At 71.8% G+C, this 19978-nt stretch carries 20 protein-coding genes and 1 tRNA gene; 14 read left to right on the top strand and 7 right to left on the bottom strand.

The window, feature by feature from the left end:
- Window positions 1–14 precede the first annotated feature (14 nt).
- The 3 genes from RM590_RS00870 to RM590_RS00860 all read right to left on the bottom strand — a co-directional run bounded on the left by RM590_RS00870 (window position 15) and on the right by RM590_RS00860 (window position 2621).
- Window positions 15–782, bottom strand: a complete 768-nt coding sequence (locus RM590_RS00870; RefSeq protein WP_311702327.1) for an SDR family NAD(P)-dependent oxidoreductase — start codon at window positions 780–782, stop codon at window positions 15–17.
- Window positions 779–1459, bottom strand: a complete 681-nt coding sequence (locus RM590_RS00865; protein ID WP_311702326.1) for a TetR/AcrR family transcriptional regulator — start codon at window positions 1457–1459, stop codon at window positions 779–781. Before RM590_RS00865 ends, RM590_RS00870 begins: the two co-directional genes overlap by 4 nt.
- A gap of 157 nt (window positions 1460–1616) precedes the next feature.
- Window positions 1617–2621 carry a glycoside hydrolase family 6 protein gene (locus tag RM590_RS00860; protein WP_311702325.1) on the bottom strand — a complete coding sequence of 335 codons (1005 nt, stop codon included), beginning with the start codon at window positions 2619–2621 and terminating at the stop codon, window positions 1617–1619.
- A 245-nt stretch (window positions 2622–2866) separates the two neighbouring features.
- On the opposite strand from RM590_RS00860, the gene RM590_RS00855 reads away from it, so the two are divergent.
- The 4 genes from RM590_RS00855 (at window position 2867) to RM590_RS00840 (ending at window position 5450) form a co-directional block, all read left to right on the top strand.
- Window positions 2867–3646 carry a hypothetical protein gene (locus tag RM590_RS00855; protein ID WP_311702323.1) on the top strand — a complete coding sequence of 260 codons (780 nt, stop codon included), beginning with the start codon at window positions 2867–2869 and terminating at the stop codon, window positions 3644–3646.
- A 53-nt stretch (window positions 3647–3699) separates the two neighbouring features.
- On the top strand, window positions 3700–4611 hold the full coding sequence (locus tag RM590_RS00850; RefSeq protein WP_311702322.1) for an aminoglycoside phosphotransferase family protein: 912 nt from the start codon (window positions 3700–3702) through the stop codon (window positions 4609–4611).
- 81 nt (window positions 4612–4692) lie between these two features.
- Complete coding sequence (locus RM590_RS00845) at window positions 4693–5223, top strand: lytic polysaccharide monooxygenase auxiliary activity family 9 protein (RefSeq protein WP_311702321.1); 531 nt, start codon at window positions 4693–4695, stop codon at window positions 5221–5223.
- A 153-nt stretch (window positions 5224–5376) separates the two neighbouring features.
- Window positions 5377–5450: transfer RNA gene (locus RM590_RS00840), tRNA-Met, on the top strand.
- A 70-nt stretch (window positions 5451–5520) separates the two neighbouring features.
- On the opposite strand, the gene RM590_RS00835 is transcribed toward RM590_RS00840, so the two are convergent.
- Both RM590_RS00835 and RM590_RS00830 read right to left on the bottom strand, forming a co-directional pair.
- On the bottom strand, window positions 5521–6411 hold the full coding sequence (locus RM590_RS00835; RefSeq protein WP_311702320.1) for a LysR family transcriptional regulator: 891 nt from the start codon (window positions 6409–6411) through the stop codon (window positions 5521–5523).
- 89 nt (window positions 6412–6500) lie between these two features.
- The gene (locus RM590_RS00830) at window positions 6501–7061 is read right to left on the bottom strand and encodes an HAD domain-containing protein (RefSeq protein WP_311702319.1); all 561 of its coding nucleotides are present in this window, start codon (window positions 7059–7061) and stop codon (window positions 6501–6503) included.
- 122 nt (window positions 7062–7183) lie between these two features.
- Between RM590_RS00830 and RM590_RS00825 the strand changes: the two genes are divergently transcribed.
- Together RM590_RS00825 and RM590_RS00820 are read left to right on the top strand one after the other, a co-directional pair.
- A complete protein-coding gene (locus RM590_RS00825; RefSeq protein WP_311702318.1) occupies window positions 7184–7924 on the top strand; it encodes a class I SAM-dependent methyltransferase in 741 nt (246 codons plus the stop codon).
- Between the two features lie 55 nt (window positions 7925–7979).
- The gene (locus RM590_RS00820; RefSeq protein ID WP_311702317.1) at window positions 7980–8909 is read left to right on the top strand and encodes an aminoglycoside phosphotransferase family protein; all 930 of its coding nucleotides are present in this window, start codon (window positions 7980–7982) and stop codon (window positions 8907–8909) included.
- A 3-nt stretch (window positions 8910–8912) separates the two neighbouring features.
- On the opposite strand, the gene RM590_RS00815 is transcribed toward RM590_RS00820, so the two are convergent.
- Window positions 8913–10004 carry a PucR family transcriptional regulator gene (locus tag RM590_RS00815; RefSeq protein WP_311702316.1) on the bottom strand — a complete coding sequence of 364 codons (1092 nt, stop codon included), beginning with the start codon at window positions 10002–10004 and terminating at the stop codon, window positions 8913–8915.
- A 139-nt stretch (window positions 10005–10143) separates the two neighbouring features.
- Here RM590_RS00815 and RM590_RS00810 point away from each other — a divergent pair, with 139 nt between their 5' ends.
- The 8 genes from RM590_RS00810 (at window position 10144) to RM590_RS00775 (ending at window position 19394) form a co-directional block, all read left to right on the top strand.
- The gene (locus tag RM590_RS00810) at window positions 10144–11070 is read left to right on the top strand and encodes a proline dehydrogenase family protein (RefSeq protein WP_311702314.1); all 927 of its coding nucleotides are present in this window, start codon (window positions 10144–10146) and stop codon (window positions 11068–11070) included.
- Between the two features lie 39 nt (window positions 11071–11109).
- Window positions 11110–12741, top strand: coding sequence for an L-glutamate gamma-semialdehyde dehydrogenase (gene pruA / locus RM590_RS00805; RefSeq protein WP_311702313.1), 1632 nt, complete (start codon window positions 11110–11112; stop codon window positions 12739–12741).
- Between the two features lie 206 nt (window positions 12742–12947).
- Window positions 12948–13115 carry a hypothetical protein gene (locus tag RM590_RS00800; protein ID WP_311702312.1) on the top strand — a complete coding sequence of 56 codons (168 nt, stop codon included), beginning with the start codon at window positions 12948–12950 and terminating at the stop codon, window positions 13113–13115.
- 59 nt (window positions 13116–13174) lie between these two features.
- A complete protein-coding gene (locus RM590_RS00795; protein ID WP_311702311.1) occupies window positions 13175–14218 on the top strand; it encodes a 3-isopropylmalate dehydrogenase in 1044 nt (347 codons plus the stop codon).
- A gap of 232 nt (window positions 14219–14450) precedes the next feature.
- The gene (locus RM590_RS00790; protein ID WP_311702310.1) at window positions 14451–15557 is read left to right on the top strand and encodes a branched-chain amino acid aminotransferase; all 1107 of its coding nucleotides are present in this window, start codon (window positions 14451–14453) and stop codon (window positions 15555–15557) included.
- A gap of 198 nt (window positions 15558–15755) precedes the next feature.
- Entirely contained in the window at window positions 15756–17369 is a 1614-nt protein-coding gene (gene cimA / locus RM590_RS00785; protein WP_311702309.1) for a citramalate synthase, read from the top strand.
- A gap of 183 nt (window positions 17370–17552) precedes the next feature.
- Entirely contained in the window at window positions 17553–19154 is a 1602-nt protein-coding gene (locus RM590_RS00780; RefSeq protein ID WP_311702308.1) for an acyl-CoA carboxylase subunit beta, read from the top strand.
- A 30-nt stretch (window positions 19155–19184) separates the two neighbouring features.
- Window positions 19185–19394 (top strand): acyl-CoA carboxylase subunit epsilon, encoded by a 210-nt coding sequence (locus RM590_RS00775; RefSeq protein WP_311702307.1) that lies wholly within the window; start codon window positions 19185–19187, stop codon window positions 19392–19394.
- A gap of 87 nt (window positions 19395–19481) precedes the next feature.
- Here the strand turns inward: RM590_RS00775 and RM590_RS00770 are convergent, their stop codons facing one another.
- Window positions 19482–19661 carry a hypothetical protein gene (locus tag RM590_RS00770; protein WP_311702306.1) on the bottom strand — a complete coding sequence of 60 codons (180 nt, stop codon included), beginning with the start codon at window positions 19659–19661 and terminating at the stop codon, window positions 19482–19484.
- Window positions 19662–19978 lie beyond the last annotated feature (317 nt).

Raw genomic sequence — 19978 nt, 5'->3', positions numbered from 1 at the left:
GGCATTCGCTCCTCTCAGCGAGCGGCGTAGGCGCCGTCGACCAGGTGGTAGCTGCCGTGCACGAACGAGGCGCGGTCCGACAGCAGGAAGGCCGTCAGCTCGGCGACCTCCGCCGGGCGGCCCAGGCGGCCCGCCGGGTGCAGCGCGACGAGCTGGTCGAAGTCGATTCCCTCGGAGGCGTGCAGCAGCGGTGTGTCGATGAAGCCCGGGCCCACCGCGTTGATCCGGACATTCCTGGCCGCGTACTCCAGGGCGGCGGCCTTGGTCAGGCCCACCACGCCGTGCTTGGCGGCCACATACGCGCCGGAGCCGGGGAAGCCGTTGGTGCCGAGGATCGAGGCCATGTTGACGATGGCGCCGCCGCCCGCCGCGAGGATGGCGGGCAGTTCGTACCGCATCGAGTAGAAGACGCCGTCCAGGTTGGTGGCGATCACGCGCCGCCACTCGGCCGGCTCGTACTCGCCGGTGGGGGCGCTCTGGCCGCCGATGCCCGCGTTGTTCACGGCGAGGTGGAGGTCGCCGAACGTGCGGGTGGTGAACGCCACCGCCGCCTCGACCGAGGCCGGGTCGGTGACGTTCACGCGAACGGCCGCGGCCTGCGCGCCGTCGGCGGCCAGCTCGTCGGCGGTCCGCGCGGCGGCGTCCTCGTTGTAGTCCGCGATGACCACGGCGGCGCCGCCGGCCGCGAGCCGGTCGGCGACCGCCCGGCCGATGCCGGACGCCCCACCGGTGATCAGGGCGACTTGCCTGGTGAACTCGGTGCTGTGGTCGGGCACGGTCATGGGTCCGGCGCTCCTTCACTGCTGGTGGTGCTGGTCGAGCCGGCGGTGCGCTGCTGCGGCAGCGGGCCGGCGAGGCCGCCGAGCACGGCGAAGGCTCGCTCGACCAACTCGGTGAGGTCTCCGGTGCCGCCGTCGGCGATCCACATCTCCTGCGCCGCGGTCAGCGCCCCGGCCGCCGCGTTGACGAGGACGGAGGGGCGGGGGTCCCGGTCCGGGTTCAGCCCGAGCCGGTCGGCCACGATGCGCGCCGACTCGCGCTGGGCCTCGACGCGGATGTGGTGGAACGCGGCGTAGAGCGTCGACTCACGCAGAGTGAGCCGCAGCAGCTCCGGCGTCCGGGGCCGGCGGTGCCAGGGCGGCCGCGTGTCGTCGGCGAGCCAGGCCAGCACCGCCGCGCGGTAGGCGGCGAGCGGGGGCTCGCCGGGCGGGCGGGCGCGCAGCAGCGCGTTGATGCGCTCGCCGTCGGCCCGGACGAGGTCCAGGACCGCGCTCTCCTTGCTGCTGAAGTGGCGGCTGAACGTGCGGCGGGCGACATCGGCCCGCTCGGCGATCCGCTCCACGGTCACCGCCCGGAGGCCGTGATCGAGAACGAGGTCGAACGCCGCCGCGGCCAGGGCCTCCCGCGTGCGGCGGGCCTTGCGGCGGCGCCGGTCCAGCGCCGGGACTTCGGTGGTCACGGCACCAGCCTACGCCTTGATGTCCCAGTGGGACTCATGACGCGATGGGACACAAGGCGAGGAGGCGCGCGGGCAGAGAAAACCGGTGCCGCCCTGGGAAGGCATGGGCGGCACCGGTCCGACAGGCGTGCTGACCTCTCGCGTGGGGCGTTACGCGTCAGCCGCCTGCCAGCTCATGGGCCTGGTCCGGGGAGAACTGGCCGGCGGGCCCGGCGCAGCCGTCCAGCTCACCCGGGGGCTTGACCCAGAGGTAGGCGTCGATCAGTTCGTTGCCGGTGTCGGCCGTGGGGTTCTCCCCGACCAGCCGGCCGGGCGGGTCGCACCACTCGCTGCCGTCCGGCCCGTTGCCGTTGCGGCTGGTGTCGATGACGGCCCGCAGGCTGTCGTCACCGAGCGCGGCCAGCACGCCCTCGGCGAAGGCGACCTCCTCGGAGGTGGCGCGGTAGTTGGAGACGTTGCTGTAGATGCCGTCGCCGCTCTCCAGGATCCCGGCCTCGACCAGCGTGGCGGCCATCGCCGCCGGCTCGTGCCAGGCCGAGTGGCCGGCGTCGAAGTAGACCCGCGCCTCCGGGTTGGCGGCGTGGATCGTGTCGGCGGCCCGGGCCAGCGACGAGAAGCGCTCGGCGCGCTCGGCGTCGTCCAGGCAGGTGGTCAGCGCCAGCGAGTCGGGCTCCAGGATGACCGCGACGGGGTCGCTCCCGAGCCCGGCCGCGAAGTCCGCCACCCACTCCAGATAGCTGGGGAAGTCGGGCGCCCCGCCCGCGGAGGGGCCGCCGCAGTCGCGGTTGGGGATCATGTACGAGACGAGTACCGGCACCTCGCCGGCCGCCGCGGCGGCCGAGGTCACCGCGGCGGCCTCCGCCGTCACGGTGCCGGGGTCGTAATTGGAGAACCACACTCCCTGCGGCTGGCTGGCGATCCGCTCGGCGATCAGTGGCTGGCGGGGATCGCCCGGATTCTCCGCGACCCAGTCATGGGCCTGGAGCGGGTAATTGTGGAACACCGTGTCCTCGGGCAGGTCGGCCGTGCTCGCGCCCTGCGCGGAGGCGAGCGTGCTCCAGGCGACCACGCCGCCGAGCGCGGCACCGGCGGTCAACAGCAGCCGGACGCGCCGCCGGCTCCGCCTGTCGGGAGGCGATTGCGCGGCTCGTGGGGTGCGCATGTTGGATCGTTCCCTTCGGGGCAAATGTGGGGGTGATGGGAGCGCTCCCATAGCTGCCGAACATAGCGGCTCGGGAGAGCGGAGTAAACGGTCCTGCCGCACCGGAATCGATCCGCCCGCCCGCCGTCTTCCCCCGGCCGGGTGGCCTCTCGCCCCGAACAGGGCCATCCCGCCCGGCGTCCCCCGTCCCGCGGCGGACCGCGGCCGATCATGGCGTTCGTGACCGTCGACCCCAGGGAGGAACGGTGTCGGTGCCGACGCGCAACAAGATCCGCCGCCTGATCGCGCTCGCCGCGCTGGCCCTGCTCGCGCCGGCCGCGGCGGGCTGCGGCGAACGGCAGGACGAGGAGCGGGGCGGCCCGGCCGCCCGGGCCGACCCGACCACCGGCTCGCCCGGCCGGGGCGGGGCGGTGGATCCCGAGGACTTCGTCGACCGGATCGACAACCCGTTCTTCCCGCTGGAGCCCGGCACCCGGTTCCGCTACGAGGGGGCCACCGAGGAGGGGGACGAGGTGGTGGAGATCGAGGTGACCGACGAGAAGAAGAAGATCCTCGGCGTTCCGACGACGGTCGTCCACGAGACGGTCACCCGCTCCGGCGACCTGGTCGAGGAGACCCGTGACTGGTACGCCCAGGACCGCGCCGGGAACGTCTGGTACTTCGGTGAGGACACCAAGGAGATGAAGAACGGCGAGGTCGTCTCCACCGAGGGCTCGTGGCGGGCGGGCCAGGACGGCGCGGAGCCGGGGATCGTGATGAAGGCCCGGCCGCAGGTCGGCGACAAGTACGCCCAGGAGAACGCCCCGGACGTGGCCGAGGACCGCGCCGAGGTGCTCGCCCTGGACGAGAAGGTCAAGGTGCCCTACGGCTCCTTCGACGACGTGCTCCAGACCGAGGACACGAACCAACTGGAGACGGATGTGGTCGAGCACAAGTTTTACGGAAAGGGGGTCGGCCTGCTGCTGGAACGCGAGACGGAGGGCGGCGACGACCGGCTGGCCCTGACGGAGGTGCGCCGACCTTAGCTTCCCCGGAAAACGCGTTGCGCGGCGCCGGCCGGGTTGAACATGATCCCGGCATGGTGGACACCCCTGCCCCGGACGGCCGCGCGGGCATCGATGCCGGACTGGTGAAGCGGCTGATCGCCGCGCAGTTCCCGCGGTGGAGCGGCCTGCCGGTGACCCCGGTCCAGATCGACGGCTGGGACAACCGCACCTACCGGCTCGGCACGGAGATGACCGTGCGCCTCCCCACCGCCGAGGGCTACGCCCCCGCGGTCGCCAAGGAGCACCGCTGGCTGCCGGAGCTGGCCCCGGCGCTGCCGCTCCCCATTCCCCGGATCATCGCCAGGGGAGTGCCGGGCGAGGGCTACCCGTTCGACTGGTCGGTCCGCGGCTGGCTGGACGGCGACGTCGCCACCCCCGAACGCATCGACGACATGGCCGACTTCGCGTCCGCGGTGGCCGAGTTCGTTCTCGCCCTGCAACGCGTCGACGCCACCGGCGGGCCCGGCGCGGGCGCGCACAGCTTCTACCGCGGCGCGTCGCCGGCCCACTACGACGACTGGACCCGCCGTGCCCTGGCCGCGCTCGACGGCCGCGTCGACACCGCGCGCGCCGCCGCCGTGTGGGACGCCGCGCTTCAGGCGGCGTGGGACGGGAAGCCGGTGTGGTTCCACGGGGACATCGCCGCCAACAATCTGCTGGTCAGGGACGGCTGGCTGGCCGCCGTCATCGACTTCGGGACCTCGGGCACCGGCGACCCGGCCTGTGACCTGGTGATCTCCTGGACCATGTTCTCCGGGGCGAGCCGGGAGGTCTTCCGCCGCGCGGTGGGCCAGGACTCCGGCACCTGGGCACGGGCGCGCGGGTGGGCCCTGTGGAAGGCGCTGATCATGCTCGAGAAGGACATCGACACCGACCCGGAACAGGCCGCGGTCCACCGGAGGGTCATCGAGGAGGTCCTGGCCGACCACGCCCGCTTCGCCTGAGGGCCCGGGCGGTCCCGGAAGGGCGGTCCCGGGCCGAACTGCCGCTGACGTGCCCGTGTTTCGGCCGCGTGTCACCGGGTAATGCCTTGGCAAATATGGGAGCGCTGGGGCGACGACCACCTCAACCCGGCCATGGCGCAGGAAGACCCCATGTGCTGGCAGGCGTGGCAGGACAACCCGAACGCCATGTGGAACTGGAACGGCCTGTACCGCAACGGTGTCGGTGGCAACTTCCAGGCGGCCGTGCCCAACGGCCAGTTGTGCAGCGGTGGCCGGACCGAGGGCGGCCGCTACAACTCGCTGGACGCCGTGGGCCCCTGGCACACCACGGACATCAACAACAACTTCACGATCCAGCTCTACGACCAGGCCAGCCACGGCGCGGACTTCTTCCGGGTCTATGTCACCCGCCAGGGCTTCAACGCCACCACGGAGCCGCTGGGCTGGGACGACCTGGAGCTGGTCAAGCAGACCGGGCGCTACGCCCCCGCCCAGAACATCTCCTTCGACGTCAGTGTCCCGGGCCGCACCGGGCGCCACATCGTCTACACGATCTGGCAGGCCTCGCACATGGACCAGGCCTACTTCATCTGCAGTGACGTCACCTTCTGACGGCGCTCATGAGCCGCTGAGCCGCTGACCACGGCGAGCCGCACACGCCCTGCGGCTCGCCCGTCCCCCGCCCCGCCGGATGCCGCCGCGTCCGGCGGGGCCTCTTCTCGTTTTGGTCCAGCGCCCTCGGTGGCGTACAGTTCAGCGTGTCGACGCGGGGTGGAGCAGCTCGGTAGCTCGCTGGGCTCATAACCCAGAGGTCGCAGGTTCAAATCCTGTCCCCGCTACTCGTTCGCGAAGGCCCGGCTTCCCGCCGGGCCTTCGCCATGTGGCCGCTCTTCGCGGCCGGCCGGGGCGCTACGGCGAGGCCGCCTCGGTGAGCGCGGTGATCAGCGCGCCGAGCGCCGGCTGTCCCAGTGAGGTCTCGCGCACCGCTGCCTGGATGGCCCTGACCGGCTCCGGCCCGCGCACCCGCCGCACGGCGACTCCGGGGTGACGGCTGGTCAGCCCCATCTCCGGGATCAGGCCGATGCCCAGGCCGGCGGCGACGAAGCCCTGGGCCGTGGCGTAGTCCTCGCTCTCCACCACGAAGTCGGGGCTGAACCCCGCCGCCGCGCAGCCCTCCAGCACGGCGTCGAGGCAGGGGCCCGGCCAGTCGCCGCGCACCCATGGCTCATCGGCGAGATCGGCCAGGTCCAGCACCCGCTTGGCGGCGAGCCGGTGCCCCTTCGGCAGCACGGCGCGGTAGGGGTCGTCGAGCAACGGGGCGAGGTGGAGGCCCCGTTGGCGCAGCCCGCGCGGCCGGACCACCACGGCCAGGTCGGCCCGCCCCTCGACGACCTCGGGCAGCGGGTCACCGGGGTCGGTCATCCGCAGGTCGACCCGCACGCCGGGCTGCTCCCGCCGCAGCCGCGCGACCGCGGGCGCCATCAGCGTGGCGCCGGCCGTGGCGAAGTAACGGATCACCAGCAGCCCGGTGCGGCCGGCGCGCAGATCGGCGAGCGCGGTCTCCGCCTCGGCCACCTGCCTGCCGATGACGGCCGCGTGCTCGCTGAGCAGCCGCCCGGCCGCCGTCGGCCGGACGCCCCTGCCCACCCGTTCGAGCAACGGGATCCCCGCCTGCTTCTCCAGCGCGGCCACCTGCTGGCTGACGGCCGACGGGGTGTACCCCAGGTTCGCGGCCGCCGCGGTCACCGAACCGCTGGTGATCACCGCACGGAGGACCTGCATACGTCGTACATCGAGCATGCGGCCGAGAGTAAGGCCCGGAGCGGAACGTTTCGCTCGTGCCGATCCGGTCCTGCCCCTCGTGATCGGTGATGTCGCCGTGCGGCGGCTCAGGCCGTGTTCACATCCTCGGAGCCGGTCGTCGACGCGTGGCGACCGCCGGCGTTGGACATTGTGCGCAGCCAGTCGTCGAGGAGGGCGAAGTCCGCCTCGATGAGGCCCAGGTGGGACTCGACGCGGTGGAGGAGGGCCGGCCCGCGATGGTGCGCCGACACCCAGGCGCGATCGAGGTCGGTGATCTCGTCGTCGACCCAGATGAACGGCCGCCCGGCCGCCGTCTCGACGAGAGCCCTGGTCTTCCAGTGGAGCGCGCCCGCCGGGTCCTCCTCCGGCGCCTCCGGCAGGTCGCACACGGGAAGCTCCGGCAGGCCGAGCAGGGGAGCTATCACCTCGTTCGCGTCGTGCATCCACGCGGTGGCCCACATCAGGGCGCAGGGCAGCGCCAGCAGACGCGGACCGTGCGCGGGGTCGAGCTTCGCGAGCTGCGGATTCGACATGTGCTGCCAGTCCGCCCACTCGGCGACGGCCGGCGGAAGCCGCCCGCCGCCATAGGGCAGGAGTGTCCCGTCGACGTCCAGGAAAAGGAGGGGGTATCCCGTCCGATCGGTCATGGCCGCACGGTATCGACTCCCGCGCGGGGCAGGCCCCGCTGCGGGGATGATTCCGTGAGCACTGTGTTCTGCGGGTCAACACTGCTGGTGTGGGTCCTTCGTGAGCCGACTAGCCTGTGACGATGCAGTCCGCCGATCGGGACCAGGCCAACGACTACGACAACTTTGCCGAGATGTTCTCCGCGGAGTCCGACACCAGCCTCGTGAACGCGTACTACGAGCGGCCGGCGATGCTGGCTCTCGCCGGAGACGTGACCGGTCGTCGGATCCTGGACGCCGGCTGCGGCTCGGGCCCTCTGTCCGCCGCGCTGCGCGAGCGCGGCGCCGTTGTCACCGGCGTCGACGCCAGCGCCGGGATGCTGGCGCTGGCGAGGCGGCGGCTCGGCGACGACGTGGCCCTGCACGTGGTCGACCTGTGCGACCCGCTGCCGTTCGACGACGGCGCGTTCGACGACGTGGTCGCGTCGCTGGTCCTGCATTACCTGGAGGACTGGGGGCCAACGCTGGCCGAGTTCCGGCGGGTGCTGCGGCCCGGCGGCCGACTGATCGCTTCGGTGCAGCACCCTTTCGTGGACTACGCGATCCAAGATCCTCGGCCCGACTATTTCGCGATCACCAGCTATACCGACGAATGGACGTTCAACGGCCAGTCCTTCCCGATGAGGTTCTGGCGCAGGCCGTTGCACGCGATGACCGACGCCTTCACCACCGCCGGCTTCCGGCTTGCCGTCCTCAGCGAGCCGCAGCCCGACCCTGCGGCCCGTGAGCTGTTCCCCGACGACTTCCATGACCTTTCGACCAAAATCTGCTTCCTGTTCTTCGTCGTCGAGGTACCGCCGTCGGCCACCGGCTCAGGCGACTGACCGGTCGCGGATCACCAGCGGAGCCCGTACCGGCGCCCCGGTACCGTGGCGTCGCATGAGCGACACCGAGATCGAGATCACCGCGGACCTGGTCCGCGACCTGCTGCAGGAGCAACATCCAGACCTCGCAGGGCTGGCCATCCGCGAGGTGGCGGGCGGCTGGGGCAACCAAATGTGGCGTCTCGGGGACGAGTTGGCCGTGCGTATGCAGCGCATGGACCCCACCCCGGATCTCCAGCTCAAGGAGCGGCGGTGGCTACCCGTGCTGGCCCCGCGCCTGCCGCTCCCGGTGCCGACCCCGGTGCGGTTCGGCGCACCGTCCGAGCGCTTCCCCAAGCACTGGACCGTGATGACGTGGGTTCCCGGCGAGCCGCTGGACCACGGCTCGATCAGTCGCGGCGAGCACGCGGCCGACACGCTGGCCGGCTTCCTCAGGGCGCTCCACGTGGAGGCGCCCGCTGAGGCGCCGATCAGTGAGGATTTCGGCGCTCACCCCAAGAAGTGCACGGACGGCTTCGACCACTTCTTCCACGCCGTCGTCCCCGCCGACATCGCTGCCGAGGTTCGGGCCGTCTGGGACGACGCCGTCGCCGCGCCCGAGTGGGATGGCCCACGGCTGTGGGTGCATGGCGACCTGCATCCCGCCAACGTCGTCGTCTCGGACGGGACGCTCTCGGGCGTGATCGACTTCGGTGCCATGTTCGCCGGTGATCCGGCGTGGGACCTCGCGGCCGCATGGGTGCTTCTTCCCGCGGGTGCCGCCGCACGCTTCTTCGACATGTACGCGCGTGCGGACCAGGGGACGATCCGGCGCGCCCGCGGTCTGGCCGCCCTGAAGAGCCTGTTCCTCATGCTGATGGGCCAGAACGGGGACCAGGGCCTTCCCGGCGGCAAGCCGACGTGGGGACCCGCGGGCCGGGCGGCGCTCCATCGGGTTCTGAATGACAGTTTGATCCAGCCGGCCGGCGGCGTCGGTCGTGGTTGAGTCCTACAGCCGCGCCGCCTTCAGCGCCATGTGCAGCAGCAGCCGGTCCTCGCCCGCCGCGAGGTTCAGGCCGGTGAGCCGTTCGATGCGGGAGAGCCGGTAGTACAGCGTCTGCCGGTGGATCCCCAGCGCCGCCGCCGTGCGGGCCGCCTGCCCGGCGTGGTCGAGGAACGTCTCCGCCGTGCGCGCCAGCTCCCGGTGCTCCGGGCGCAGCAACGGCGCCACCGCCGGGTCCGGCTGCCCGCCGGGCAGCGCCGTCAGCAGCCGGTAGGGACCCAGGTCCGGCCAGTGCGCCACCCGCCCGAATGCGCGCTCCGCCCGCGCCGCCCGCGCGGCGGCCAGCGCCTCGCGCCAGGCGTCCGGCAGCTCGTGCACGCCCCGCCGCGCGTCGCCGATCCCGGCGGTCGCGGTCCCGCGCAGGCGCTCGGCCACGGCGCGCGCCGCCCCGGGCCGCGCGAGCGCGGCAAGCGCGGGCGAGCCCGCTGCCACCGCGCACAGCGCGAGCGCCCCCGGGGGCGCGGCCGGCGTCTCACCCCCGGCCGTCCGCCAGGGCGCCACCGCGACCACCGTGAGCGGGCCGTCCACCGCCGGGCCCAGCGCCTCGGCCAGCGCGCCGGCCGGGCCCGGGCCGCCCTCGGTCAGCAGGTCGTGCAGCAGTCCGCCGAGCCGGGCGCCCGCCCGGGCCTCGTCGGCCAGCAGCGCGCCGATCCGCCCCGCGATGCCCATGGCCGCCGCCAGTCGGGCGTCGTCGAGCGGCACCGCGCCGTCGTCGAGCAGCCAGATGTACCCGTGGACCACCGGGCCGTACCGTACCGGCAGACAGACCCGGCCCGTCAGCACCCCGGCCGCCGGCTCCGGCGGTATCCGCACCGGCCGCACGGCCGTGGCGATGCCGAAGCTCTCGAACCACTCGCGCACGGCGGGCGTCGAGCGGCGGTGCAGGATCGACCGGGTCCGCACCGGGTCCATCACCCGGTCGTCCGCGCTGTCGTGCGCGCCGAAGGCGATCAGCCCGAAGTCGCGGCCCTCCAGCGTCGCGGGCGTGCCGAGCAGCCCACAGACATCGTCGATGAGCTCCTGGTACTCCGTCCGCATCGCCCTTCCGTCACCTCCCGCTCCCCATTCTCATACAACTGTCTGAGATCCCGGAGGCCGATGCCGGACAACTGTCGATGGCCGGAATTCCGGGCGATCCTTACCTTCTCGGGTAATCCACCGTTCCCGGGAGGTGACCGTGCTGGGATCCGTACTTCTCGCGGCGGCGCGCAGCGACACCATCAAGCGCGTGGTCTCCGCGGCCCCCGTCACCCGCCCCGTCGTGGACCGTTTCGTGGCCGGCGAGCGGCTCGCCGACGCCGTGGCCGCCACCACCGGCCTGGTCGCCGACGGGCTGGACGTCACCCTCGACCACCTCGGCGAGGACGTCACCGACCGGTCCGAGGCGCTGCGCAGCAGGGACGCCTGTCTGGCCCTGATCGACGCCCTCCGGGGCGAGGGGCTGGAAACGCGGGCCGAGCTCTCGGTGAAGCTGTCCGCCTTCGGCCAGGCGCTGCCCGGCGGCCACGACCTCGCGCAGCGGAACGTCCTCGCCGTGGCGGAGGCCGCCGCGGCGGCGGGCACGACGGTTACCCTCGACATGGAGGACCACACGACGACCGACTCGACCCTGGCGATCCACGCCGACCTGCGGAAACGTTTCCCGGAGACCGGTGTCGCCGTTCAGTCCTACCTCTTCCGCACCGAGGCGGACTGCCGGACGCTGGCCGCGGCGGGGGCCCGGGTGCGGCTGGTGAAGGGCGCCTACCGGGAGCCCGCCGCGGTCGCCCACCAAGACCGGCACGAGGTGGACCGCGCCTATGTGCGCTGCCTGCGGATCCTGCTCGCCGGCCGGGGCTACCCGATGATCGGCACGCACGATCCCCGGCTGGTGGAGATCGCCCGGGCGCTGGCGGCCCGGTTCGGCCGCGCGCCGGACACCTTCGAGTTCCAGATGCTGTACGGAATCCGGCCGGAGGAGCAGCGGCGGCTCGCCGGGCAGGGGCACCGTGTGCGGGTATATGTCCCCTACGGCACCGACTGGTACGGATATTTCATGCGCCGTCTCGCCGAGCGGCCGGCCAACCTCGCCTTCTTCGCGCGGTCCCTCGTCAGCCGGGGCTGACCGTCGCCGAGACCCACCATTCCGAAGGAGTTGACGGTCATGGACGCAGTGACCCAGGTCCCCGCACCGGTGAACGAGCCGGTGCACACGTACGCCCCCGGCTCCCCGGAGCGCGCCAGGCTGGAGCGCAAGCTCAAGGAGCTGGCCGAGAACCCCGTCGAGCTGCCCATGACGATCGGCGGCCGGCGGCGGATGGGCGGCGGCGAGCGCTTCGACGTCGTCCAGCCGCACAACCACCGCGCCCGGCTGGGCACTTACGGCAACGCCACCGGCCAGGACGCGCGGGACGCCATCGACGCCGCCCTCGCCGCGGCACCCGCCTGGCGCGCCCTGCCGTTCGACGAGCGCGCCGCCGTTTTCCTCAAGGCCGCCGAGCTGCTGTCCGGCCCCTGGCGGGAGACGATCGCCGCCTCGACGATGCTGGGCCAGTCCAAGACGGTGCAGCAGGCCGAGATCGACGCGCCCTGCGAGCTGATCGACTTCTGGCGGTTCAACGTCCACTTCGCCCGCGAGATCCTGTCCGAACAGCCGCCGATTCAGCCCAAGGGCGTCTGGAACCGGATGGACTTCCGCCCGCTGGAGGGCTTCGTCTACGCGGTCACGCCGTTCAATTTCACGGCCATCGCGGGCAACCTGCCGACCGCCCCCGCCCTGATGGGCAACGTCGTCGTGTGGAAGCCGTCGCCGACGCAGACACACGCGGCGGTGCTGCTGATGCGGCTGCTGGAGGAGGCCGGCCTGCCCGACGGTGTCATCAACCTGGTGACGGGCGACGGCCGGGCGGTCTCCGAGGTGGCGCTGCCGCATCCGGAGCTGGCCGGGATCCACTTCACCGGCTCCACCGCGACGTTCCGCCACCTGTGGCAGCAGGTCGGCGCGAACCTGGAGCGCTACCGCAACTACCCCAGGATCGTCGGCGAGACCGGTGGCAAGGACTTCATCGTGGTCCACTCCAGCGCGGACCCGGCGGCCGTGAAGACGGCGATCACCCGGGGCGCGTTCGAGTACCAGGGCCAGAAGTGCTCCGCGGCCTCCCGCGCCTATATCCCGCGCTCGCTGTGGGACGGCGGTCTGCGGGACGCCGTCGCCGCCGAGACCGACGCGCTGAGCATGGGCGACCCCACCGACCTGTCCCACTTCATGGCCGCGGTGATCGACGAGCGCGCCTTCGCCAAGAGCAAGGCCGCCATCGACCGGGCCCGGTCCGAACCCGCCATCGAGATCATCGCGGGCGGCACCTACGACGACTCCGTCGGGTACTTCGTCCGGCCGACGGTCCTCACCTGCTCGGACCCCGACGACGAGGTGTTCACCACCGAGTACTTCGGACCGATCATTGCCGTCCATGTGTACGAGGACGACTCCTTCGAGGAGATGGTCGACCAGATGGAGTCCGCCTCGGCCTACGCGCTGACCGGCGCCCTGTTCGCCCGCGACCGCGCGGTGGCCGCCGAGGTCGGCGAGCGGCTGCGGTACGCCGCGGGCAACTTCTACCTTAACGACAAGCCCACCGGCTCGGTCGTCGGCCAGCAGCCCTTCGGCGGCTCCCGCGCCTCGGGCACCAACGACAAGGCCGGCTCCAAGTTCAACCTGCTGCGCTGGGTCTCGCCCCGCGTCATCAAGGAGACGCAGGTGTCCCCGACCGACTACCGCTACCCGCACATGGGCTGACCCTCGGGCCCCGGAAACGGCGCCCCGCCCGTCCCCACCGCCCCTCGCGGCACAGGGGAAACGGGCGGGGCCGCCGCCGTCTCAGATAGTAGGACGGCCAGGTATTTGGCGAGACATCACGGGGGATCGACGCTACTTTTGTTGGGGTCGCACTCCGGCACCGTCGCCCCCGCCCGCCTCGTCTCCCCCACAGGAGCTGATCCGTCATGGATGCCACCGCCACCCTGCCGCCGCGCGTCGCCCCCGGGACCGCGCTCGCCCGCGCCCGCGCCGCCGCCCGTGACGCGCGCGAGGCCAGCCGCCGGCAGGCCGCCGCCGCGCTCCAGCGGGCGCTCGACCGCCGGGACAACGGCGGTGCCGCGGACGGCCACTGAGCCAGTCCGCATCGTGGACGTGTTATGTCAGGGCCTGGGACGGGGCGTAGGGTCCCCCCATGGCTCGGAGCATCGATCTCGCAGTGATTCCCGGCGACGGCATCGGCCCGGAGGTGGTCGCGGAGGGGCTGAAGGTCCTCTCCGCCGTGCTCCCCGGTGACATCAAGCTGGAGACCACCGCCTACGACTTGGGCGCCCGCCGCTGGCACGCCACCGGCGAGACGCTGCCCGACGCCGACCTGGAGCGGTTGAAGGCACACGACGCCATCCTGCTCGGCGCCATCGGCGACCCCTCGGTCCCCTCCGGGGTCCTCGAGCGCGGCCTGCTGCTGAAGCTGCGCTTCGCGTTCGACCACTATGTGAACCTCCGCCCCAGCCGCCTCTTCCCCAACACGGCCACGCCGCTGGCCGGCCGCCCCGACATCGACTTCGTCGTCGTGCGCGAGGGCACGGAGGGCCTCTACGTGGGCAACGGCGGCTCCATGCGTACCGGCACCCCCGCCGAGGTCGCCACCGAGGTCAGCATCAACACCGCCTACGGCGTGGAGCGGGTCGTGCGCGACGCCTTCGAGCGCGCCGCCGCCCGCCCGGCCCGGAAGCTGACCCTGGTTCACAAGAACAACGTCCTGGTGCACGCCGGCCACCTCTGGAAGAACACGGTCGACCGGATCGCCCAGGAGTACCCCCAGGTCAGCACCGACTACCTGCACGTCGACGCGGCGACGATCTTCTTCGTCACTCAGCCCGAGCGCTTCGACGTGATCGTCACCGACAACCTGTTCGGCGACATCCTCACCGACCTGGCCGCGGCCGTCACCGGCGGCATCGGCCTCGCCGCGTCCGGGAACATCAATCCGGCCGGCACCTTCCCGTCGATGTTCGAGCCGGTCCACGGCTCCGCGCCCGACATCGCCGGCACCGGCAAGGCCGACCCCACCGCCACCGTGCTGTCCGTCGCCCTGCTGCTGCGCCACCTCGGCCACGAGGCCGAGGCCGTCCGCATCGAGGACGCCGTCAGCGCGGACCTGGCCGAGCGCGACGCCGCCACCCCGCGCACGACCGCCCAGATCGGCGACGCGCTGGCGGCACGAGTAGCCGGCTGAGCCCGCCGGCCTGAACGAGCCGCCGGGCCCGGGCGCCCGGCGGCTTACGCAAGTCCGCCGCGGGGTGCCACCATCATTCCCAGGACCGCCTGCGCCTTCGCGCGCGCATGGTGTGGACCCCGCGCCATAATCGGAACCGGGGTTCTCCTCGCCCCAATGCTCGGACGTCCTAGTACCGCGCGGGCGACGGGCAGGCGGCCCGCCCAACCCTGACGTGAAGGACGCGTATCCCATGACCCCGCCCCGCATCCCATTCGAGCTCAAGTCCGCCGCCCAGCCGCTGTCCGACGCCGAACGGGAGGCCGCGCTCGCCGAGCCCGGCTTCGGCCGGTACTTCACCGACCACATGGTGACCATCAGGTGGACCGAGGGCCGCGGCTGGCACGACGCCCAGCTCCAGCCCTACGCGCCGATCCCGATGGACCCGGCGACGATGGCGCTGCACTACGGGCAGGAGATCTTCGAGGGACTGAAGGCGTACCGCCAGCCCGACGGCTCGGTCGCCGTCTTCCGCCCCGACGCCAACGCCCGGCGCTTCCAGGCGTCCGCGCGCCGCCTGGCCATGCCCGAGCTGCCCGTCGAGACGTTCGTCGAGGCCATCGACCTGCTGGTCGGCCAGGACCGGGCGTGGGTCCCCAGCCGGGGCGAGCAGTCGCTCTACCTGCGGCCGTTCATGTTCGCCACCGAGGTGGGCCTGGGCATCAACCGGCCGGCCAACGAGTACCTGTTCATGATCATCGCGTCCCCCGCCGGGGCCTACTTCCCGCGCGGCATCAAACCCGTCTCCGTCTGGCTGTCCACGGAGTACGTCCGCGCCGCCCCCGGCGGCACCGGCGAGGCCAAGTGCGCGGGCAACTACGCCGCCGCGTTCGTCGCCCAGGCCGAGGCCACCCGCAACGGCTGCGACCAGGTCGTCTGGCTCGACGCCACCGAGCGGCGCTGGATCGAGGAGATGGGCGGGATGAACCTGTACTTCGTTCAGGGGACCGGCGAGGACGCCAAGATCGTCACGCCCGGGCTGACCGGCACGCTGCTGCCCGGCATCACCCGCGACTCCCTGCTGACGATCGCCGCCGACCTCGGCCACCCCACCGGCGAGGTCCGCATCTCCACGGACGACTGGCGGGAGGGCAACGCGGACGGCTCCATCAGCGAGGTCTTCGCCTGCGGCACCGCCGCGGTGATCACCCCGGTCGGCTCGGTCAAGTCCGCCGCCGGCAACTGGACCGTCGGCGACGGCCGGCCCGGCGCGATCACGATGCGGCTGCGCGAGGAGCTGCTCGGGATCCAGACCGGCCAGGTCGAGGACCGCCACGGCTGGATGCACCGGATTCCCTGAGGCCGGGGCCTTTGTCCGGATCGTGAGACGACGGTGTGGCACAGCCCGCCTCCTGTGCCACACTGCCCTCATGCTTGCGTTCACCACGATTATTGGTGACCAGCGCGCCGGTTCGGGCTGACAGCCCCGGAAGACCCGCGCGCAGACCTCTCGCACCCGCGAGGGGTCTTTTCGTTTTCCGGACAGGAGTTCACCGCCATGACAACGGACGTCCCGGATACGCCCGGGCCCAGCGATGCCTTCCACGTCTTCGACACCACGCTGCGCGACGGCGCGCAGCGCGAGGGCATCAACCTCACCGTGGCCGACAAGCTCACCATCGCCCGCCACCTGGACGACTTCGGCGTCGGCTTCATCGAGGGCGGCTGGCCGGGGGCCAACCCCCGGGACACCGAGTTCTTCCAGCGGGCCCGCGCCGAGCTCACCCTCCGCCACGCCCGGCTCGTCGCGTTCGGCTCCACCCGCAAGGCCGGCGTCGCCGTCGAGGACGACGCCCAGGTCCGGGCGCTGCTCGACGCCGAGTCCCCGGTGGTCTGCCTGGTCGCCAAGGCACACGACCGGCACGTCAACCTCGCGCTGCGCACCACCCTGGAGGAGAACCTCGCCATGGTGAGCGACACCGTCGCCCACCTGCGCGCCCACGGCCGGCGCGTCTTCGTCGACTGCGAGCACTTCTTCGACGGCTACGCGGCCAATCCCGGCTACGCCCTGGATGTCGTGCGCGCCGCGCACGGCGCCGGCGCCGAGGTCGTCGTGCTCTGCGACACCAACGGCGGCATGCTGCCCGCCCAGGTACAGGCCGTCGTGCGCACCGTGGTCGCGGACACCGGCGCGCGGATCGGCATCCACGCCCAGGACGACAGCGGCTGCGCCGTCGCCAACACCCTGGCCGCCGTCGACGCGGGCGCCACCCATGTGCAGTGCACCGCCAACGGCTACGGCGAACGCGTCGGCAACGCCAACCTCTTCCCCGTCGTCGCCGCACTGGAGCTCAAATACGGCAAGCGCGTCCTGCCGGCCGGCGCCCTGACCGAGATGACCCGCATCTCCCACGCCATCGCTGAGGTCGTCAACCTCGCCCCCGCCACCCACCAGCCCTATGTCGGCGTCTCCGCCTTCGCCCACAAGGCCGGGCTGCACGCCTCCGCCATCAAGGTCGACCCCGACCTCTACCAGCACATCGACCCCGAACTCGTCGGCAACTCGATGCGGATGCTCGTCTCCGACATGGCCGGCCGCGCCTCCGTCGAGCTCAAGGGCAAGGAGCTGGGCTACGACCTCGGCGACCGCGACCTGGTCGGCCGCGTCGTGGAGCTCGTCAAGGAGCGGGAGCTGAAGGGCTTCACCTACGAGGCGGCCGACGCCTCGTTCGAGCTGCTGCTCCGCGAGGCCGTGCACGGCGGCCCTCAGCGCTTCTTCCGCCTGGAGTCCTGGCGCACCATCACCGACCAGCGCGCCGACGGCACGCTGGACAACGAGGCCACCGTGCGCATCTGGGCCAAGGGCGAACGGATCCTGGCCAGCGGCGAGGGCAACGGACCGGTCAACGCGCTGGACCGCGCGCTGCGCACCGGGCTGGAGCGCACCTTCCCCGAGCTGGCCCGGATCCAGCTCGTGGACTACAAGGTGCGCATCCTGGAGGGCCGGCACGGCACGCAGTCCACCACCCGCGTGCTGATCACCAGCGGCGACGGCACCACCGAGTGGTCGACCGTGGGCGTGGCGGACAACGTCATCGCCGCCTCCTGGCAGGCGCTGGACGACGCCTACACCTACGGGCTGCTGCGCGCGGGGCTGCGGCCGAGCGACTGACCGGTCACGCTGAGGCAGGCGGCACTGTAGGAAACTCACAGTGCCGCCCCGGCCGCGCTGTGGCTTGCCTGCACCTGCCTCTGCTCCGCACTTGGGTTCTGTCCAGCGCGGCCATGAAACGGGTGTGGAGACTGTACGGATCTGACGAGAGCCAAGCGGCACCGCGTTTCGTAGGGTCTATACATGACCGATCATGCTGAGACGGGCCCATCCGAGACGGCCGCCGCCACGACCACCGACACCAGGGGACGGGTGGCGGAGTTGGCTGCGATTCGTGCGGAGGCGTTGGGGGGGCCTTCGGAGGCGGCGACGGCGGCGCAGCATGCGAAGGGGAAGCTGACGGCGCGGGAGCGGATTGGTCTGTTGTTGGATGAGGGGTCGTTTCGTGAGGTGGGGGTGTTGCGGCGGCATCGGGCTTCGGGGTTCGGGTTGGAGGCGAAGCGGCCGTATACGGATGGTGTGGTGACGGGGTGGGGGACGGTGCATGGGCGGACGGTGTTCGTGTATGCGCATGATTTCCGGATTTTTGGGGGTGCGTTGGGGGAGGCGCATGCGGCGAAGATCCACAAGATCATGGATATGGCGTTGGCGGCGGGGGCGCCGTTGGTGTCGTTGAATGATGGTGCGGGGGCGCGTATTCAGGAGGGGGTGTCGGCGCTTGCGGGGTATGGGGGGATTTTTCAGCGGAATACGCGGGCGTCGGGGGTGATTCCGCAGATTTCGGTGATGTTGGGGCCGTGTGCGGGGGGTGCGGCGTATTCGCCGGCGTTGACTGATTTTGTGTTCATGGTGCGGGAGACCGCGCAGATGTTCATTACGGGGCCTGATGTGGTGCAGGCGGTGACCGGGGCGCGGGTGACGCAGAACGGTCTGGGTGGTGCGGATGTGCACGCGGGTACCTCCGGCGTCGCCCACTTCGCCTACGACGACGAGGAGTCCTGCATCGAGGAGGTCCGCTTCCTCCTCTCCCTCCTCCCGAGCAACAACCGGGAGAACCCGCCCGTCGTGGCGACGAAGGATCCGGTGGACCGGCGGTGCGAGGCGCTGGTGGATCTGGTGCCGGTGGACGGCAACCGCCCCTATGACATGCGGGCGGTGATCGAGGAGCTGGTGGACGACGGGGAGTTCCTGGAGGTCCATGAGCGGTGGGCGGTGAACATCATCTGTGCGCTTGCGCGGCTGGACGGGCAGGTGGTGGGGGTGGTGGCGAACCAGCCGCAGTCGCTGGCGGGGGTGCTGGACATCTCGGCGTCGGAGAAGGCGGCGCGGTTTGTGCAGATGTGCGACGCGTTCAACATCCCGATCGTGACGCTGCTGGACGTGCCGGGGTTCCTGCCGGGGGTGGACCAGGAGCACGGCGGGATCATCCGGCACGGGGCGAAGCTTCTGTACGCGTACTGCAACGCGACGGTGCCGCGGATCTCGGTGGTGCTGCGGAAGGCGTACGGCGGGGCGTACATCGTGATGGACTCGCAGTCGATCGGGGCGGATGTGGCGTTCGCCTGGCCGACGAACGAGATCGCGGTGATGGGGGCGGAGGGCGCGGCGAATGTGATCTTCCGGCGGCAGATCGCGGCGGCGGAGGACCCGGAGGCGATGCGGGCGCGCATGGTCAAGGAGTACAAGGCAGAGCTTATGCACCCCTATTACGCTGCCGAGCGCGGTCTGGTCGATGACGTCATCGAGCCGGCCGAGACCCGTGAAGTCCTCATCCACGCACTGGCGATGCTGCGCAGCAAGCACGCCGATCTGCCCGCCCGCAAGCACGGCAACCCGCCCCAGTAACCACGGCAGCCAGCGAAGGAGATCCCCACGATGAGCCCCGAGACGATCACCGACCCGCACCTGGTCCGGGTGGAAAAGGGTCAGGCCAGCGACGAGGAACTGGCCGCGGTGACCGCGCTGCTGATGGCCCGCGCCGCCCAGCGGGCCGAGCCCGAGGAGCACTCCGGCCGAGACTCCGCGCCCTGGCGGCGCCTGGAGCGGGCCCGCGCCTACCGCGCCCCGCACAGTTGGCAGGGCTGACGCCCGCCCGGGCGCGCCCTCCACACGCCGACAGCCCCCGGCCTTCCCGGCCGGGGGCTGTCGGCGTGCGCTGTGCGTCGCTCGGCGTCAGGACTGCGGCACCGTCTCGATGAGGACGGTGCGGCGGGGGTTGGCCGTGCTGGCGGGCAGTTCCCGCTCGGCCGGGGCCGCCGGGGCCGCCGGGGCCAGAGCACCGGCGTCCGTCAGGTGTGCCAGAGTGGTACGCCGGGGGTTGGCGATGGAGCGCGTGATCAGAGTGCTCTTCACGAGTGGCTGCCTTGGTCTCTTGTCATTCCTGGGCGTCTTGTAAAGCTGAGGCTAGGACTCGCTTACCCACTCCCCGCCCCCAATCAGCCACAGGACACTGTGAGTTTCCTCACGAGCGATACGTCAAAGCGGACATTGTGGGTCCGCAGCCCTGTCCGACAAGGCTGACAAAGAGGGCGAGCGCGGACCTTTCGATCTTTGCGATCGATAAGAAGTGTGCGGATTCGGTGACGACCCTATGGGTAAACGTCCGTTTCCTCCGGACATTGCGCATACGCGTCGTGATCATGCATCTCCGCAGCGTCATACATGTCACG

Source organism: Streptomyces litchfieldiae (assembly GCF_031845365.1).
GTDB lineage: Bacteria > Actinomycetota > Actinomycetes > Streptomycetales > Streptomycetaceae > Streptomyces > Streptomyces litchfieldiae.
This window is presented reverse-complemented; position numbering and strand designations above follow the sequence as displayed.